This window comes from Paenibacillus sp. GCM10027628, assembly GCF_042676385.1.
Lineage (GTDB): Bacteria > Bacillota > Bacilli > Paenibacillales > NBRC-103111 > Paenibacillus_E.
This window is the reverse complement of sequence record NZ_JBHTHA010000044.1, coordinates 59,554-77,763: the sequence shown is the minus strand read 5'-3', so window position 1 is coordinate 77,763 and position 18,210 is coordinate 59,554. Positions and strand designations below refer to the sequence as shown.

21 protein-coding genes are annotated in these 18,210 nt (G+C 37.9%); 2 read left to right on the top strand and 19 right to left on the bottom strand.

All coding sequences use genetic code 11. The features are described 5' to 3' along the window. Positions 1-28: 28 nt before the first annotated feature. From ACFQZT_RS27550 to ACFQZT_RS27475, 16 genes are all read right to left on the bottom strand, one after another. Complete coding sequence (locus ACFQZT_RS27550; protein WP_379305259.1) at positions 29-979, bottom strand: NAD-dependent epimerase/dehydratase family protein; 951 nt, start codon at positions 977-979, stop codon at positions 29-31. Between the two features lie 136 nt (positions 980-1,115). After that, positions 1,116-2,132 (bottom strand): glycosyltransferase family 2 protein, encoded by a 1,017-nt coding sequence (locus ACFQZT_RS27545; RefSeq protein WP_379305257.1) that lies wholly within the window; start codon positions 2,130-2,132, stop codon positions 1,116-1,118. Between the two features lie 62 nt (positions 2,133-2,194). Further along, entirely contained in the window at positions 2,195-3,034 is an 840-nt protein-coding gene (locus ACFQZT_RS27540; protein ID WP_379305255.1) for a glycosyltransferase family 2 protein, read from the bottom strand. After that, positions 3,000-4,370, bottom strand: coding sequence for an O-antigen ligase family protein (locus ACFQZT_RS27535; RefSeq protein ID WP_379305253.1), 1,371 nt, complete (start codon positions 4,368-4,370; stop codon positions 3,000-3,002). Before ACFQZT_RS27535 ends, ACFQZT_RS27540 begins: the two co-directional genes overlap by 35 nt. Before the next feature lie 23 nt (positions 4,371-4,393). Beyond that, positions 4,394-5,527 (bottom strand): glycosyltransferase family 4 protein, encoded by a 1,134-nt coding sequence (locus ACFQZT_RS27530; protein WP_379305251.1) that lies wholly within the window; start codon positions 5,525-5,527, stop codon positions 4,394-4,396. A gap of 12 nt (positions 5,528-5,539) precedes the next feature. After that, on the bottom strand, positions 5,540-6,085 hold the full coding sequence (locus tag ACFQZT_RS27525; RefSeq protein WP_379305249.1) for a D-glycero-alpha-D-manno-heptose-1,7-bisphosphate 7-phosphatase: 546 nt from the start codon (positions 6,083-6,085) through the stop codon (positions 5,540-5,542). Positions 6,086-6,092: 7 nt separating this feature from the next. Continuing rightward, positions 6,093-6,773 (bottom strand): nucleotidyltransferase family protein, encoded by a 681-nt coding sequence (locus tag ACFQZT_RS27520; RefSeq protein WP_379305247.1) that lies wholly within the window; start codon positions 6,771-6,773, stop codon positions 6,093-6,095. Next, complete coding sequence (gmhA2, locus tag ACFQZT_RS27515) at positions 6,773-7,393, bottom strand: D-sedoheptulose 7-phosphate isomerase (RefSeq protein WP_379305245.1); 621 nt, start codon at positions 7,391-7,393, stop codon at positions 6,773-6,775. Before gmhA2 ends, ACFQZT_RS27520 begins: the two co-directional genes overlap by 1 nt. Before the next feature lie 2 nt (positions 7,394-7,395). Next, entirely contained in the window at positions 7,396-8,472 is a 1,077-nt protein-coding gene (locus tag ACFQZT_RS27510) for a GHMP family kinase ATP-binding protein (RefSeq protein ID WP_379305243.1), read from the bottom strand. A gap of 26 nt (positions 8,473-8,498) precedes the next feature. Next, positions 8,499-9,233 (bottom strand): WecB/TagA/CpsF family glycosyltransferase, encoded by a 735-nt coding sequence (locus ACFQZT_RS27505; protein ID WP_379305241.1) that lies wholly within the window; start codon positions 9,231-9,233, stop codon positions 8,499-8,501. Between the two features lie 20 nt (positions 9,234-9,253). Further along, on the bottom strand, positions 9,254-9,919 hold the full coding sequence (locus tag ACFQZT_RS27500) for a sugar transferase (protein ID WP_379305481.1): 666 nt from the start codon (positions 9,917-9,919) through the stop codon (positions 9,254-9,256). A 40-nt stretch (positions 9,920-9,959) separates the two neighbouring features. Further along, positions 9,960-10,847, bottom strand: a complete 888-nt coding sequence (galU, locus tag ACFQZT_RS27495; protein ID WP_379305239.1) for a UTP--glucose-1-phosphate uridylyltransferase GalU — start codon at positions 10,845-10,847, stop codon at positions 9,960-9,962. A gap of 245 nt (positions 10,848-11,092) precedes the next feature. After that, complete coding sequence (locus ACFQZT_RS27490; protein ID WP_379305237.1) at positions 11,093-11,776, bottom strand: CpsD/CapB family tyrosine-protein kinase; 684 nt, start codon at positions 11,774-11,776, stop codon at positions 11,093-11,095. After that, positions 11,757-12,512, bottom strand: coding sequence for a YveK family protein (locus tag ACFQZT_RS27485; RefSeq protein WP_379305235.1), 756 nt, complete (start codon positions 12,510-12,512; stop codon positions 11,757-11,759). Before ACFQZT_RS27485 ends, ACFQZT_RS27490 begins: the two co-directional genes overlap by 20 nt. A 102-nt stretch (positions 12,513-12,614) precedes the next feature. After that, positions 12,615-13,424, bottom strand: a complete 810-nt coding sequence (locus ACFQZT_RS27480) for a tyrosine-protein phosphatase (RefSeq protein ID WP_379305233.1) — start codon at positions 13,422-13,424, stop codon at positions 12,615-12,617. Continuing rightward, positions 13,418-13,852, bottom strand: a complete 435-nt coding sequence (locus tag ACFQZT_RS27475; protein WP_379305231.1) for a hypothetical protein — start codon at positions 13,850-13,852, stop codon at positions 13,418-13,420. Before ACFQZT_RS27475 ends, ACFQZT_RS27480 begins: the two co-directional genes overlap by 7 nt. 174 nt (positions 13,853-14,026) lie before the next feature. On the opposite strand from ACFQZT_RS27475, the gene ACFQZT_RS27470 reads away from it, so the two are divergent. Then, a complete protein-coding gene (locus tag ACFQZT_RS27470; protein ID WP_379305229.1) occupies positions 14,027-14,398 on the top strand; it encodes a helix-turn-helix domain-containing protein in 372 nt (123 codons plus the stop codon). Between the two features lie 245 nt (positions 14,399-14,643). Here ACFQZT_RS27470 and ACFQZT_RS27465 read toward each other — a convergent pair whose 3' ends face one another. From ACFQZT_RS27465 to ACFQZT_RS27455, 3 genes are read right to left on the bottom strand one after another with little or no spacing between them, the layout of a single operon-like run. Beyond that, complete coding sequence (locus tag ACFQZT_RS27465) at positions 14,644-15,177, bottom strand: site-specific integrase (protein WP_379305227.1); 534 nt, start codon at positions 15,175-15,177, stop codon at positions 14,644-14,646. Between the two features lie 21 nt (positions 15,178-15,198). Next, complete coding sequence (locus tag ACFQZT_RS27460) at positions 15,199-16,194, bottom strand: LCP family protein (RefSeq protein WP_379305225.1); 996 nt, start codon at positions 16,192-16,194, stop codon at positions 15,199-15,201. 43 nt (positions 16,195-16,237) lie between these two features. Next, positions 16,238-17,425, bottom strand: coding sequence for a nucleotidyltransferase domain-containing protein (locus ACFQZT_RS27455; RefSeq protein ID WP_379305223.1), 1,188 nt, complete (start codon positions 17,423-17,425; stop codon positions 16,238-16,240). Positions 17,426-17,587: 162 nt separating this feature from the next. On the opposite strand from ACFQZT_RS27455, the gene cysC reads away from it, so the two are divergent. Beyond that, positions 17,588-18,199: an adenylyl-sulfate kinase gene (cysC, locus tag ACFQZT_RS27450; protein WP_379305221.1), complete on the top strand. Its 612-nt coding sequence runs from the start codon at positions 17,588-17,590 to the stop codon at positions 18,197-18,199. Positions 18,200-18,210: the final 11 nt, after the last annotated feature.

The following is an 18,210-nucleotide window of genomic DNA, read 5'->3' as shown; positions in this document are numbered from 1 at the left end:
ATAAGCGGTTAACAAATGATTTCAATAATCATATAGCACTTTCTTTAGATATTTTCATTGGGTTTTGTTTCAGTGCAGCGAACCAATTATATGTTTTGGTCAAGCCTTCTTTGAGGCTATACATGGGCACCCAATCAAGCTCACGCTTGATCTTTGTATTATCCAAGCTGGAACGATAAATATCACCGATACGCACATCACGATGAACGACACCTTTAATAGGGTGAAGCTCTTTAAATATTTCAAGGAGCTCGTTTACACTTTTCTCTGTATTGGTAGACAAGTTTAGAACGTTCTTATATTCGGCCTTAACACCTCGATATATAGCATCAGCGACATCTTCAACGTAAATAAAATCGCGGGTTTGATGACCATCACCATAAATAATGAGGTCCTGATTATTAAACATACGTTCCAGATAAATTGAAATAACGCCCCCTTCGCCAGTCCTCCCTTGCCGAGGACCATATACGTTTGAAAAGCGGAAACACAGCGTATCCAAACCATATAACTCAAAAAATTTTTTGCAATAATATTCTCCAAGCCATTTGTTCATACCATAAGGTGAGAGAGGATTACAAATCGCCTCTTCTTGAAGAGGTATACTTTCATTCATCCCATAAACAGCGGCTGATGATGCAAATATAAACTTTTTCACCCCATATTTGGCTGATAAACTTAGCATATTATTTAAACCGAGAATATTTGATTTGGCATCAAGATAGGGATTTTCCATAGATGTGGCTACGTTGATCTGTGCAGCAAGATGAATAACGACATCGAATTTATGACTACTAAAGACCTCAACACATTTCGAACTTTCTACATTCAGCGAATACAATTTATGGGGAATATCGAGGTTATCCGAATTTCCAGATGATAGATTATCTATGATGAAAATTTGATGACCTTCTTTGTGGAAACGCTCTGCGACATGGGATCCAATAAAACCTAGTCCACCAGTTATTAAAACCCTCATTGCAAACACCTCTTATTTCTAAATTTATTCGTATGGCCCATGAAAACTAGTTACAATACACAATTTCATGGGGATTTTTTTACGAACTTAACTGAAAAGTTACAAATAGGAACCAATTGTGATAAATAAAGAACAGTTAGTTAATATTCAACATTTTCTTTATTGCGTATTTAACTATATAATTTCCTCTTATTAGCTTATAAATTAAGTATGAATTCTTCTCCCATAGGAACAACTTAATATATAAACTACTGTTACTATTCATTTTTGAAGACTGGAATATTTCATCATATTTCTTATCCTCGATATATTTAATTAAGGTTCGGTAACCAATATCGAGACTTGCGAGTAATTTAATAGTGAAATAATATGCTTCTAATATTATTGACTCATCCATTAATTTAAGTAGTTGCTTCTCATTCGGACATTTCATCAATAAATAGTTATATATTCTTTTCATTGCTTCAACAAAATCAAATTGAGATAAGCTTGCCTGTTTCATCGCAGAGTAAGTATGTTGCCTATAATTGTAAATAGATCTTGACGCAGCAACTACCATTTTTGTATTAACTAGACATTTAACAATAAATTCCTGATCTTCTCCATATTTGCATCCATCGATAAAAGTGATTTGTTTTTTTTCTATGAGGTCTGAAGATACAATAAAAGAACCAAGTCGAATCCATGTCTCTCTTTTTAATAAGGACGAAGTTATGTCGATACCAGATCCTTCTATGTAAGAAAATTTAAAATCACTGATTTCCTTAAGATTAGTATCCACAACCCTGAACCCACCATAGGCAAAATCAGATTTGTTCTCAAGGGCCCTATTACATAATAGTTCTATACCATCTTGGTCTATCGTATCGTCTGCGTCCAGAAAAGTAAGGAAATAACCACTAGCATGATTGATTCCAACATTTCTTGCAGTACTGACTCCTTTATTTGATTGAGTTAACACCTTGCCATTAATCCCACTTTTATGCAATGCGTTCTTTGCAACAAAAAAGCTGTTATCTTCCGAACCATCGTCAATAATAATAATTTCGAGCTGCTTAGCTATTGTTTGATTAGATAGTGATGTAATACATTCTTCAATATATTTCTCACAATTATAAATGGGTACAATTACGGTAACTAATGGCCTATTCATAAAGCCTCCTACTTAGTTCCTTCTTTCAGTACTAGGTTTTCTAACTTGAAATTAATTCAAACTCAAATAGACACCCATCCCTTAATCCTGCCTCTTAACATGTTCCAATTGTATGGTAATTTTTTTACATTTCCTTTCAATATTGCTAAGGCCATTCCTGCAATAGGTCTTGCAAACAAATACATAACATACCATATAGGGTAGTTATGTTTTCGCAAAACTCTACCCATTCCAGAGTTATACTTGTAAGATCTTTGAAATGCGGCTTTGTTATATTCCGTAATTGCAATAGGGTGTAAGACTATTATTTGAGGGTCATAAAATAACTTATATCCAGAATTCAGTGCCCTGATCAAAAAATCAGTTTCTTCCCCTGATCCCCATGGAGTATTAGCTCCTACCCCGAGTGTTTCATCGAAAGCACCTACTTTTTCAATAACTTCTCTTTTAAGAAAAATCGTAATAGATATTGCTCTTTTCCAAACATTTAGTTTATTTAATTGTCCTGGACTCGAGTCAAATTTGCCATGACTAGGAAGAAAATCATCATTAAGGGTTTGCCCAGTAAATCCAGCATATTCGGAATTTTTCCGAGAAAGTTCTAATATTTGTTCCAAGAGAATCGGGGGATACTTGCAATCATCATCTGGAAATGCAACTATATCCCCAGTCATTATTGACAACCCTTTGTTTCTAGCTAAAGAAAGTCCTGTCTCTGAGCGTAAATGTACTATATTAAATTTTTGTTCGTATCGTTTTATAATTGGTTCCAAACGATTATCTTCATTTTGGTCCACCACTATAAGCTCAAATTTACGATAAGTTTGTTGTTCTAATGAATGTAAAAATTCTTCAACCTCGGCCGTCCTATTTTTGGTTGGCATTACTAATGAAAATTTCATGATGGGTCCCCTTCTTTAATTCACTATTTTGTTTATGTGTAGATAAACAAGCTCCAATAATTACAAAGCATGTCATGGTTACTTCTGGATAAATAACAATATTATCTGTTATCATATCCACTAAATACCCAGCAGTTACTGCTATTGTTAAAATCCGCATGTTCTTCTGAATCCTTAAAGTAGCAAATATAATTACAACTACAACCAATATAAATAACAACAGTCCTATAACTCCAACCTCAAAAAACAAACGTAAATATTCATTATGGGGTGCAAATGCATTACTAACATAAACACTTCCAACCACACTATTTGATGATCCTAGTCCATGTCCGAAAAATGGATTTTGTAAAGCTAGGTTGTAAATTACCCCCCAGATCTTAAACCTCCAACCAACAGAATTTGAGGTATCGAACCCACCACTTTCTTGGAAGCTGGTAATCATTCCAATTCTAGAAGCAAGAAGTTCTTGGCCGAAAAACCAAATAGCAGTAAAAACTATACCAAGAAATATGTAATATCTCTTTCGGTAGCTTGACAGAATTAATGCAGAAATAATGAATGAAATCCAAGATATTCTTTCACCAGCTAAAATAAATGGGATAAAATTAATTAGTAAAAGTATTAAATAAAATACTCTCCCTTTCTTAGATTGCATAAACAACCACAATGTAATCAGCATTCCAAATCCCATAAACATAGTTAAATTGGCTGGATGATAAAAAGTTCCTAAAACTACATGGAATTTAAAATATTCAAGTATTCCCAAAATGGACTGCATTGCAGTGGTAAAGGAGATAACAATAAAAAGAGTGTTTTTCTTAGATTCTTCTTTACAAAAATCCCAAGCCAAAAATAGCATACAGAATGGTATTATTAATCTTAATAAATAGGTTATACCGAGGTGTTTATCTACGCTATAAAAAATAGAACATGTGAAATACAGCAACATTATTGAAACAATAGCCAATAGCACGTTAAATATGGTTGAATTCCGGTTTTTTTCGTTTTTATTAATGATCAGACTCTTACATATCCTGAAGATCGTTAATAAGATAACTAATCCATTAAATGCATAACTCAATTGAGAAATTGGTAGACTAATATGTATTGAAGGACTTATAAATACCCCAGGTATTGGAAATAAAACTAAAAGAAATAGAAAACTTAAATACGGTCTTTTAGTAAATACATATATTATTGGAATAATCAGAAATACTAATGAATAAGTAGAATGAATCGCAGTAACGGCTCCGATAGCAAGCCCCAATAAAATACAAATACAAATCAATATACCTACAGTCGTTGTATTACCTCTTAATCTTAATGTTTGCATCTAATGTATTTTCACCTCATTCCTCAATTACTCAATATGCGAATCAACCTATTCGAATGCTCCCGCCATGTAAATTCGCTCGCTCTTCGTCTTCCTTGCTCCGACATTTCTTCTCTTAAGCCTGTATCGCATAATACGTCATTTATAATTCGACTCATGTTGTTGGCATCATAGGGGTCAAAATAATAGCAAGCTTCCCCGCCAATTTCAGGCAATGAGCCTCGATTCGATGAAATGATCGGCACCCCTAGCGACATAGCCTCGATAAGCGGAAGACCAAACCCTTCATAATAGGATGGAAACACAAATGCTTCCGATCCTTGCAGCAATACGGGTAATTCAGAATCGCTAACGAATCCCGTTAAAATGATATCCTGCATCAAAGATGCGGGGATGTGCAGTTCTTGGATCCAGCCTTTTCGGCCAACCAACACTAGCTGCCCCTCAAAACCATACTTTTCTTTTATTAACTTAAAGGCCTGAACCAATCCTTTGAGATTTTTTCTCGGCTCGAGTGTTCCAATGGAAATGAGATATTTTTTTGTTATTCCATACTTATTCAATATGGATTCGTTTGTAAGTTGTTCATTTGCAGCTTGATCAAATACATCTGCAATACCTAAATAATTCACATGAATCTTCTCTTTGGGCACACGCAAATACTCGCTAATTTCGTTCTTCGAGAACTGGGAAACTGTAATGACTTTATCCAACTTTCTATGATGAGATGCGCGTTCTAACAGAGGCTTGTAATAATATTTCATCCCTTTTGACATCGTTTCGGGAATGGCCCAGGCAACTGCGTCGTGGAAGATCATACTGTACTTGTAAAATTGAAGGAAAGGAAGACCTAATGTTGTATAGTACACGTAGTCAGGTTTAATTTTCATAAGAATAGCGGGCATCCAAAACTGATCGGTCAATATTCTGTTTTTAAATGGGCTGCAATATAGCGCCACTTCCTGTTGATTTGTTTCCAGCCCTAAATACGCCTCAACAACGCTTTTCCCAGTTTTGGAACATAACAACGTAAGTCGGTGTTCACTCATGAATTCTCTGTCCGTCACCATATGTTTCATGGATTCAAGAGCAACTCGTTCTATACCCGTTATCTTATTCGCACTGCGTACTATCGTTAAATCGACAACAATTTTCATGGTCCCTCTACTCTATCCTATTAGATTTATGATCTCTTTCATTTGACTTACTTGATCAGTTGCATTGGTACTCCAACTATCCGGATTCATTTCTTGATCAAAAAGGATCGTCCTACGAATGCCGGCTCTCTGTCCCGCTTCAATATCGGACTCTTTATCGCCAATCAAATAACAAGTTGATAAATCGAGAGCATAATCTTCTTGAGCTTTAATAATCATGCCGGGGTTCGGCTTTCTGCAGAAGCTATCCTTCAAATAGGGTCCAATACCATGCTCCGGGTGATAAGGTGAGTGATAGACCTTCATAATATGGATCCCTTGCCCTTGCAGTTCGTTTAACATCCAATCCGTCAATTTGTAAAAATCTTGTTCCGTATAATAACCTCTTCCGATGCCGGCTTGGTTGGTAATAATAAAAAGGAGATAACCGAGGTCTTGAAATTTTCTCAAGACCTCAGTAACTCCTTCTATAAATTCAAAATCCTCGATTTTGTACACATAATTTTTTTCTACATTAATGACACCGTCTCGGTCAAAAAACGCGGCTTTATTGTTCATTGTTGTTCTATAGAACCTCCTGAGCAAGCCTGTAATCTTCAGGGATACCAATATCAATGAAATTAGCATCTGATACATACGCATGCATGCTCAATTCATGTATGTAACGTTCAAGAAAATCTTTCTCGAAAGAGAATCTCTCCGGCAGAATCAAGTTCCTCAAGGTGCTTAACCTCACAAGATATACGCCACCGTTGATGAACCCTGATTCAACATATTTTTTCTCCTCGAAACCAATCACTCTTTGACCAAGCGTTTTTACTGCACCGTAACGATCAAAGTTATTCATTATTTTCAAAGCCATTGTTACATCGGATTGAAACTCAGTGTGAATGGCGTACATGTCTTTCAGATTCGCTTGAAATAAAGTATCTCCATTAATGATAACCACATCATTGGATTTGACATATTGACTGGCTTTCAAGATCCCGCCGCCAGTGCCCAAAGGTTCTTCTTCTACACTATATGTGATTGACATGCCCCTGTACTCAGAACGGTAATACGCTTCAATGACTTCATGCTTATACCCTGTCGAAAGAATGACGCGATGAATCCCCTGTTCACAGAGATAATCCATGACCAGGTTAAGAAAGGGCTTGTCTCCGATAGGAGCCATCGGTTTAGGAATATCCGAAATAATGGGTCTCAGTCTAGTTCCCTGACCACCGGCTAAAATGATAGCTTCCATTAAGCATCTCTACCCGCAGATACCTGCTTGAGCGCTTCAAAACCGGCGCCAAAAATTTCTTCTTCAACGACAGAGCAAATAATATGACCAATCAGAATATGTGCTTCTTGAATTCGAGGTGTTTCTGATGAAGGAACTTTTATACAATAATCACATAATTCAGCCATTTTGCCGCCGCTTTTACCTGTGAAGCCTACGCTTGTAATCCCCATTGTCTTACATAATTCCAGAGCTTTAATAACGTTTGGAGAGTTGCCGGACGTTGATATTCCGATAAAAACATCTCCTTCTTTCCCATGTGCTTGCACTTGTCTGGCGAACAAATTCTCATAACCGTAGTCGTTTCCGATTGCAGTAAGGATGGAAGTGTCTGTGCTAAGAGCAATTGCCGGCAAGCCAGGGCGGTCAAAATAAAATCTGCTGACGAATTCACCGGCTATATGCTGGCTGTCTGCCGCGCTGCCGCCGTTTCCGCCGAGCATAATTTTATTGCCATTTCTGTAGGCTTCAATTGCTTTTGTAGAAATTTCTTCTATTAACTGAAGCAAGGAATGATCCGCCAAAATAGCTCCCTTAAGATCATAGGAGTTTGCCACTTGATCTTGAATAAATTGTTTCATGTTTACACTCTCCATCCTTCTGTTCCGTTTTTAACAAAATGCATGTTCATGAATTGCCCGCCCAGCGTATTCAGCTTGTTCATGACATTCAGCTTTTTCGTGGGGTCGACCATTAACATCATGAAGCCTCCGCCGCCGGCACCGGATACTTTACCCGAGTAAGCCCCGGCTTCAAGTGCGGTTTCATAAATGATATCGATGTTGTCGTTTGAAATCGATGACGCCATCTGTTTCTTCGCTTTCCAGGAATGTCCCAGACAATCGGCAAACCGGCGTATGTCGCCTTTCAACAAGGCTTCCTTCATGACGACCGCATCTTGCTTTAATTGATGCATAGCGTTAATCGAATTTTGGTTTTTTTCTTTCGTATTTTTAGTTTGTTCATCAATAATTTTTGCTGATTCCCGCGAAACACCCGTATAGTAAAGTAAGAGTGAATTCTCCAATTCATTGATGATCCAGTTTTTTACCCTTAGCGGATTTACAATAACTTTGTCATCCCCATAGAATTCCATAAAGTTGAATCCGCCGAATGTTGCAGCGTATTGATCTTGTTTGCCACCGCTCAAGTTAGCATCGACCCGTTCAATTTCATAAGCAAGATGAGCGATATCATATTCTCCCAGAGGCAATCCAAGCGCTTCAACAAAGGCTTTCAGTATAGCCACCACCATCGTAGACGATGATCCGAGTCCAGAACCTGCCGGCGCATCCGAATAAGTGGTCATTTTAAAAGATAATGGAATGTAACCATTGAACTGTTTGACTATGCGATTGTATATAGCTTTGTGCAGCAATAGCTGCCCTTCCAATTCTAGGTGAGAATACGAATCCGATTCAAAATACTCTCCTCGATCGGCAGCGTAGAAAACGATTCGGTCGGAATCATTAAATTCGATTGTGCAATACGCATACATATCAATCGTAGCATTGAGCACATATCCACCAAACTCATCACTGTATGGCGATACATCTGTACCTCCTCCAGCTAGACCGAGACGAAGGGGAGCCTTGGAGCGTATTATTGTTGACTCCTTTGTTAAGGTTTCACTAAGCGGATTTTTCGTTTTAATCAGCATGATTTCGTTCTCCTCTTACATATTGTTTAGTCTCTAGTTTGCAAGATGATTTTGAAAAATTTCATGTCATCAACAAAATACCTTTTCACTAATCTCTTTGGCTCTGATAATAACCTCCAACACCATTCCATTCCGATCTGCTGAATGAACCTAGGAGCTCTCTTCTTTACGCCTGCGCAGAAATCAACTGCTGCTCCACATGGGATAAACACTTTGCAATTGAATCTATGCAAGTTCTGTTCAATGAATTTTTCCTGCTTCGGTGCACCTAGACTAACAAACATAATATCCGGGTCAACTGCATTAACGGTTGCAGCAATCTGATCAAGTTCTTGGTCCGTTAACCCCCTAAAAGGTGGCGAGTAGACACCGACAATCTCGCAATGATACTTCTCTTGGAGCCTTTTGCGCGCCTCTTCCGCCACTCCTTCAGCTGAACCATAGAAAAATATCTTCCACTTATGCTTAGAAGCAACTTTACAAGCCTCAACCAAGAGATCCGCTCCGGTTACCCTTTCCTTAAGCGGGTTCTTGCCTCGTTTTGAGGCCCACACAATTGGCATTCCATCCGCAATGATATAATCCGATTTTTCGATAAACTTTCGGTACCACTCGTCCTCGTGCGCTTTTACCACACAGTCTACATTAACAGGAGTCATTACTGTTTTCCGTCGTTGAATTATCCTTTGGTTAATAAGGACAAGCGTCTCTTGCATGGATAGATTGTCAAATTCTATACCAGCAACTGTTACTTTACTCATGATTTCACACCTTTATCGGCTTAAAATGCATCCTTTGAACCAAACAGAACGATTACCGTTTTCAAAATTATTTTAATATCATACAAAAAGGAGCGGTCTCTAATATATTGCAAATCCAATTCAACCATTTCACTGAAGCCAACGCTGTTTCTACCGCTCACTTGCCACAATCCTGTACAACCAGGAGTTACGAGCAGTCGTTGCATATCATATGGTGTATATTCTTCCACTTCCCATGGTAAGGGAGGCCTTGGACCAACGAGACTCATATCTCCTTTTAATACATTCCATAACTGTGGAAGTTCATCTATACTCGTTTTACGTATCAACTTTCCTATTTTCGTTATTCTTGGGTCGTCCTTCATCTTGAACATGGCTCCGCTTATTTCGTTTTTTACGCGAAGCTCTTCCAACAACTTCTCCGCGTCATGAACCATGGATCGGAATTTATACATTTTAAAAGGCTTTCCATTCTTGCCTATTCGGGTCTGAGAGAAAAATACAGATCCCTTTGGATCTTCAAGCTTGATAAGTATGCTCACAATAGCAAACAACGGAAGTAGAAAGAAGATTCCGATTAAAACCAAAATGATATCCGTCGTTCGTTTAGTAAATCGAAAAACGGCTCTTTCTTTGTGTACTGACAATTGCCCGACAGCATTCGACTTATATGTATTTACCTCCATCACAACATTGGATTCCGGCATCCCCATGACGTTTCTACTCCTATCTTACAAATGTTCTTTTACGGTTCAATATATCATCTAGTGCATCGAGCAGCGGAGCCTGGAGTTCTTTGTTCATTAAAGCAAAATCAAGCGTGGTCAAAATAAATCCGAGTTTTTCCCCTACATCGTAGCGGATTCCTTCGAAATCATAGGCATAAACGTCTTCGATTTCACTTAACCTTTGAATCGCATCGGTCAATTGAATTTCGCCGCCTGCACCCAATTCTTGTTTTTCCAAAAATTTGAATATATTTGGTGTCAGTATATATCTGCCCATAATTGCAAGATTCGACGGAGCTACCAGCTTAGATGGTTTTTCGACTAATCCCTTCACTTGGTACAACCTTCCATAACTCTCGCTGGGGTCGATGATACCGTATCGGCTTACTTCTTCATCGGGTACGCTTTGAATCCCAATAACGGAGCTGTTCGTTTGTTCAAATTGTTCAATTAATTGCTTCAAACAAGGTTTGTCAGCCTTAACGATATCGTCTCCTAGCAGAACGGCAAATGGTTCATTGCCAATAAACTTTCTTGCGCACCATACAGCGTGCCCCAAACCTTTGGGCTCTTTTTGTCGAATATAGTGGATATCGACCATTTTCGCAGACCGTTGTACTTCCTCCAAAAGCTCCATTTTCTTCGTCTCAAATAACTTTTGTTCCAGTTCGAATGCATTATCAAAGTGATCCTCGATGGCCCGTTTCCCTTTTCCAGTAACAATGATGATATCCTCAATACCTGCTTCTACAGCCTCTTCGACGATGTACTGAATAGTTGGTTTATCTACGATGGGCAGCATCTCTTTGGGCATTGCTTTGGTAGCAGGAAGGAATCTCGTTCCTAATCCGGCGGCAGGTATTATCGCCTTTTTCACACGTTCCATCCAATTCCCTCCATGTTTTTTTGTAATTATGTGTAAATCCATAAAAGTGTTAGTGATTCTGTCCTAATCAAATAAGACAGAATAACTAGCACTTTTACCAATAGGGCATTTAACCCCCCCTCACACCACACCATCGACGATTAACGTCTAAGGCGTCTTACGCCCACAGCATGATCGAGTATCTACAATGATAAAGGTATAGTAGATATTACCTAAAATAGGGTATAAATATTTACCAAACTTTTCTAATAGTTATAATAGAAATCTTTATTTTTCTTTTTAGGCTGATTATTAATGACGACCCCAAGCACTTTTGCCTTCACATGTTCTAAATTAAGCAATGCCTTTTTCGCTAATTGACGCTTAACCTTGCCGTGATTAACAACGAAGAGCACGCCGTCGCACATTGTAGATAAAATTTGAGAATCAGCCACTGCCAGCGTCGGAGGCGAGTCTATAAGAATAAGATCAAATTTATCGTGTAATTCCTCTAGAATTGAAGCTAATTTGGCCGACGACAGCAGCTCGGATGGATTAGGGGGAATAGAGCCGGAGGTAATGATTGACAAATTGGGAATGTCCGTTTCCAAAATGACATCCAAAGCTTTATATTGATTTACCAATATATTAGTCAGACCTAACCTGTTCGATCTGACAAAGCGTTGATGAATTGAAGGTCTTCTTAAATCTGCGTCGATGATCAGCACCTTTTTGTTCTCTTGGGCGTATACAACCGCCAAATTCGCAACCGTTGTCGTTTTACCTTCACCCGGAATGGATGATGTAACAAGAATTTTTTTGAGATCTTGATCTATTGATGAGAATGTTATATTTGTCCGTAAGGCTCGATACGCTTCTGAAATAGATGACATCGGATTAGAATTCGTTATCAGATCTTGAAATTTTTCCTTATGAGTTAACGCTGACATTAGCGGATTCACCTACCATTCTTTGTGATTTCTTGTTGGAATTTGTATTTGCAGATGTCGATTTAATTCTTGAGATTGTGACTAATGCCGGGATGCCAAGATAGGTTTCAACATCTTTTTCAGTTTTGATCGTGTCGTCCAGGTATTCGATTAAGAAAACAATCCCCAGCGAAACAACAAGAGCTACAAATGCGCTTATTAATATATTGATTAGAGGACTACGGTTTACAGGTACCGGGTTGTTTATTTCTTTGGCATTATTTAAAATGGCTACATTATCGACACTCATGATCGTCGGTATTTCATCCTTAAAGACCTCGGAAACTGCATTGACAATATTCATTGCTCTGCTGTAAGAGCGATCAACCACTTGCAGTGTGATGACTTGAGAATCATTTACCGATGTTGCTGATATTCTTTTCCCTAATTGATCTGCGCTCAGTTCTATTTCCGGGTGCTTTGCCACTACTTTATCCATAATTGCAGGTGATTTGATAATTTCCTTATATGTATTGATCAACATAATACTTGCATTGATTGTGCCGGCATCAATGAGCTGTACGCCTTGGCGCTCTGTTGATTTATTAACGATCATCTTGGCGCTTGCTGCGTATTGAGGCTGAACAAAAAAGATACTAAAAATTCCTGTCGTAACACTGGAGAGTAAAACAATACATGCAATTAACCACCATCTTTTTGAAATGATCCGAAAATACTCCTTTAGTTCAAGTTCCATGTTAACCTCCATATTATCCGAATTTACGATACAAATCGTATCCTTATATTTGTTATCTTAAGATACATTTCGTATCATGTCAAGCATATATCTGCATTAAACTTATGTTTGCTTAAAACTGTATAGCGACTGAAAAAAATTCTTTTTTCTCTTTCTCAAGGGTATTGCTAAACCAATAAATTCATTTTCGATCAATTTCACCGCATTTGCTTTGTACATTTGAACTCGCTGTTTACCGATTTTTTTTTCTAAACGTTGATAGCCTTGTTTAAGCATACCCGGTCTTGAACTCATATTATGGGCATCCGATGCAATTAAATGAACCCAGTTATTTTTGCACAATTCGATCGCTAACTTTTGAACTTTATAACCAAACAATCCCATTATCGATTGAGATGTAACTTGGCATAATGCTCCTTGATCTATGAATGGAATTAGGCTCGAGGGATTCCTTAGAAATTCATAATTTCTCTCAGGATGGGCAATAACTGGAGTCATCTGGAGAATGGATAGCTCATGAAGTACATGTTGGAAATAGTCTGGCACTCCATAAGAGGGGAGTTCTAATAAAATATACCGGGTGCTATTTAATGTGCGAATCGTTCCTTCATACAGTTCTTCAATTAACCATGGACGAACTCGAACTTCTTGACCCGATAGTATAGTTAAAGGAATATTCCTGCTCATAAGTTCAGCATTCAATGACTGGACTTTTAAATCAACCAAATCAGCTCTGTTTTCTATATTCCTTACTCCATGATGAGGGGTAGCAACAATCGTACTAACACCACTCGCTACGGCTACACGTGCCATCTGTAAAGACTCATCCAGACTCGAAGACCCGTCATCGATATTCGGTATAATGTGACAATGGGTGTCGACCAAACCAATAGAATCGACATTTTTTAACATATTAAATCAACCTTTTTCTTATCCAAGAGCACATCGAAATTTTGATAACTTCTTAAAGCTCTTGTATATTTTGAGCCTTTGAATATCATATTGAAGAGTAATTCCAACCCCCTCCCTTTGCAGTAAGGAGCATTGGTCCACCTGACTTCATATTCATTACTTTGAACTTCTACTTTGGACTCGCAAATGATTCCTTCCATAGTCATAGGAGCTCCGCCCACCTCCATTTGAAAACACCAGATCACATTTTCATTTTTGGGCAGCCTTAGTAAAGACTCAAACCTTAAGCCGTTAATTCCTATGAAAGTTATGATCACTTCTGTCCTCTTAGATTCTTCTCTTCGACCGTTGATTTCAACTATTCTCATGTAACCAATCATGGGGGGATGCATTCTATGCATTTCGCCATTCATTGCTTCCATAATCATGGTTAATGTCCTCCGGTATTCATAAGTATAAATCAGAATAGTTACATATTGTATCATTAGTGATGTAATAATTCTTTATTCCCCGTTTTCTAACGAACAGAAGACTGGTATAATAGTTCTTGCATCTTGGTAATAATAATAGATATTAATCATTAGATTGTGAGGAAATTATTTATGCATAAATATGGGGACAGAATTGCCCGTTTGCGAGAAAAGCATGCACTCACGCAAGAAGAACTAGCAAATAAACTGGGCATTTCGAGAGCCGCTCTATCTCATTATGAAACATCAAGAAGAGAGCCTGATTACGATACCATCGATAAAATCGCTTCCTTCTTTAAGGTATCTACAGATTATTTGCTAGCTAGAACAGAAAATTCAGATCAAGTTCTTGATACTGATGTTAGGGAATTTGTAGATAGCTTAGAACTGTCGGATGATACAATCTTGGAGAAATTCGCTCTAACAGTAGATGGTAATAAGCTGACTCCAGAAGAGGCTAGGAGATTCATTGCTTTTGTGCGGGCTGAACGCTCTCTGAAATAACCGGATTCAACTCATAAGGATTGTTACTGCTCAATGTTATGTATCTTTCTTTATCGATATTCATTTGCTCTAACACTTTCATAATGTCGAGAGTAACTATATCCTTTTTTTGCATTTGAAATCCTCTTTTCCAACTCATATTATGTTCGGAAATGGTAACTTATGTACTAAATTTATGATACATCTTGTATCATGTCAAGTAAATTTTCATGAATTTACATGAAAACGGGTACATTTCTACTCACTTACACTCCTTTTTTCTTTTCGCTCGTATCCGCGGCAACTCCTATATATCTGAGAGTTACAGACGGTGCTGAGTGATTAAAGAGATCTCGAAGTACCGATATATTTTTTGTTTTTTGATAGTAATGATAACCAAATGTTTTCCGTAATGTATGCGTGCCAATATCATTTAGTCCCACTTGCTTAGCTGCTTCATTTAAGATACGGTATACACGAATCCGTTTGATGGGTCTTCCTGTCCTTTGAGAAGGAAATAGGAAGTCTTCATCATCCATATATTTCGTATACTCTTCAACCCATTCATTTAACTGATTGTTGATTGAAAATGTTTTTTCTTTGCCTGTTTTCCCCTCTTTGATATTTACTTTATTCTTACCTCTTATATCTTTTACACGCAATGTGAGAAGATCGCTCAGATGCAGGCCGGAATTGATGCCAATAGTAAACAACAACCAATCCCTCTCTGATTGATTTCTTAAAACTTCTTGAATTTCCATAATCTTTTCTTGTTCTCGAATTGGCTGCACGACTTGCATGAATGAACATCTCCTTTATTTTTATTTGAGATACTGATTACTTAGTGACTTAACTTTATCGGTGTCAGGAAACCAGTAATATAACCGCAAATTAACTAACGGATCCATCGCATACCCGCTTTGCCCTGGGATCTGTACGTACTGAAAATCATCCTCCGACATCCCCTGGAACATCCGAATCAAGCTTAGAAGATCGCTGTCCGTGAAGTTCGTATCCACGATATCTTTTCTGAAATTCGGCAATAATGAGACCGTTTTCACAAAATGATCAGGCGCCAGTAATTCTTTGGCAACACTTTTTAAAATTTTCGATTGCTCCTTCTGACGTCCGAAATCCCCTTCCGGAAAAGCCCATCTTTCTCTAACCAGGCTAAGTGCTATGTTCCCGTCAATATGCTGCATGCCATGAAGCAAATCTTTATCGCTGTGCCTCAAATGAATATCGTTCTCTACCAGAACGTCTACTCCGCCAATCGTATCGATAAAATTTTCGAATCCCACAAAATTGGTTTTCATATAATAATTTATAGGTACGTCAAGAAAATTACTTACCACTTGAAGCGACTCTTCAGTCCCGCCGTGATTTCCGTTTTTTGCTTCCCCGAGAATATGAGCATGGTTGATCTTCGTGTATCCGACTCCGCTAATATTTACTCTTGTGTCTCTTGGCAACGAAATAATATTAGCTTTTTTCTCTGATGGTACTACATGGACAACCATAATAACATCCGTACGAGAATCCTCATCAGCTCTAGCATCAATTCCTAAAATAAGTACATTAAATGATTTCATGTTTTTTCTCTCAGAATCAACTTGTTCTGAGGGGGTAGGCGATGGATCAACCGTAGAAACCGGGAGTGTTGGAATAGGTACTGTATCTGAATTAGGTGTGACTAGGACTGGCGTCACATTCTGCTCAAAATGACGCTTGGGTTCCAGACTCCAGTAGTAATAACCTCCTATAAGGACCATGCCTGCAATGACAGCTCCAGCTGTATATACAATCCAGCGTTTCATTTAATGAGCACATCCTTCAGTGTACTATGATACATACCATTATTTATTTAATTAGTTTGGCCGGCCACTTTAATCGACGCCAACACCATAAAAATGGCCTTAAAGGAAAATAAAGAAAATGTAATATTTTAGGTAAAGGTAGAGCTAACGCATCTGCTGAACTCGGAAATAACTTAAATAGATGTTGTCTCCATTTCTGTTTCTTAGACATTAATGATAAGGTATATATTTTATAACTTTCCGCTAATTTTTTGTCTGAAAATTCCACACATAATTCAACCATATTCTTAATAAATTCCATAGCATTTTGAGCCAGCATAAATGATCGACTACTTGCCATTATTGGCTTTATTTCTTGTTTAATTGGGGTTGCCAAAAGTTGATTAGCCAGTATAAGCGCCTGCCCTGCTAGATAATGACAATCATATCTTTTTAAATGAGAGTGAACCTTCTCCCATTCAAACTCTTTATTCAATAATTGCTTAATATCAGCCAACCAACGCAATCTAAACCAACTATGGCGTGCGCCATGGCTGACGAGATATAGAAATAAGTCCTCAACTCCGAGAAAGTGAATTCCATTCTTAGTAAAAGAGCTCGTATTCCTTCTGCTCCACAATTCATCGAAAGAGGGTTCATTCGTAATATTGGGGCTTTGTTTCCAATGCATTTCAATAAGTATTCGTTTACCTGGATGAAAATAACTTAAGTGATGTATTCTCCATTTCCAATCGTCTAGCACTCTATTAATCTCATCAGTCAAAACATAACCAAGCATACGCAGGATGCCTTCTACTTTTTCAATATCTGCGAAAGGAACAAGTATATCCAAATCTTTCGATGTTCTCAGCGATATATCGCCATATAGCTCTTTGGCAATAACAGGACCTTTCAATTGCAATGATCTAATCCCGTGTTCATCGAAAACTTTACATACCCGTTCCAACTCAGCGCTTAACTGGAGCATCTGAAACGTATTCCGCTTGTATTCAGCACTAAGAGATTCAATGACGTGTTCAGGAATAAGCTCTGAATCCATCTCCCTCAATTTGGTAAATACCAAAGGATACACACGATGGTGCATTACCAATTGCAGAAACAAGCTCCAATCCATATCTACCGGTATATGACTGAGAATTTCTTCTTTATCCCGATTGTTCTGCAAAAGAAGAAGCATCCACTTCAATTCTTTTGAGAAGTCACTCAAGTCAAGCCCAAACTTATCCTGCATAAAACGACCCCCCGACTTTAATAATGATACATATTGTATCTATGATAACACAAATTGCTCTTTTTTGACTTCATTTTTTCATCGATACATATACAATTTGTATCTTATTTTAAAGCAATATGATAAAATAATTTCATGATACATTTTGTAGAGGTGAATACATTGAAAAATTATTCGAATATTACTTGGCATAACTCCAATCTTACAAGGCAAGAAAGAAACCAACATAACAAACACAAGAGCTGTGTTTTATGGTTCACAGGTTTATCCGGATCAGGGAAATCCACATTGGTATTCGCATTGGAAAAAGAGCTGCATGCCAGAAACATTAGATCCTATGTGTTAGATGGCGACAATATTAGGCACGGACTCAACGCTGATTTGGGATTCTCGGAAAAAGACCGGAAAGAGAACGTCCGCAGAGTTGGCGAAGTTTCAAAGTTGTTTGTGGACGCGGGCCTTTTTGTCCTTTCGGCTTTTATATCACCTCACGAGAAAGATCGCTCGATGGTCAGAGAACTTTTTAATCAGGAAGATTTTCTTGAAGTATATGTAAAGTGCTCTTTGGAGGAATGCGAAAGAAGGGATCCTAAAGGATTGTACAAAAAAGCACGTAATGGAGAGATCCCTAACTTTACAGGCATATCCGCACAATATGATGTGCCGACTCATCCTGATCTTATCGTAGATACTGAGATTCTAGGTATTGAAGAGTCCTTGAATTTATTAATCGCTCATCTGGAAGAACGCGACTATTTCCGTGTAGATAAATAACCCTCCCTTCA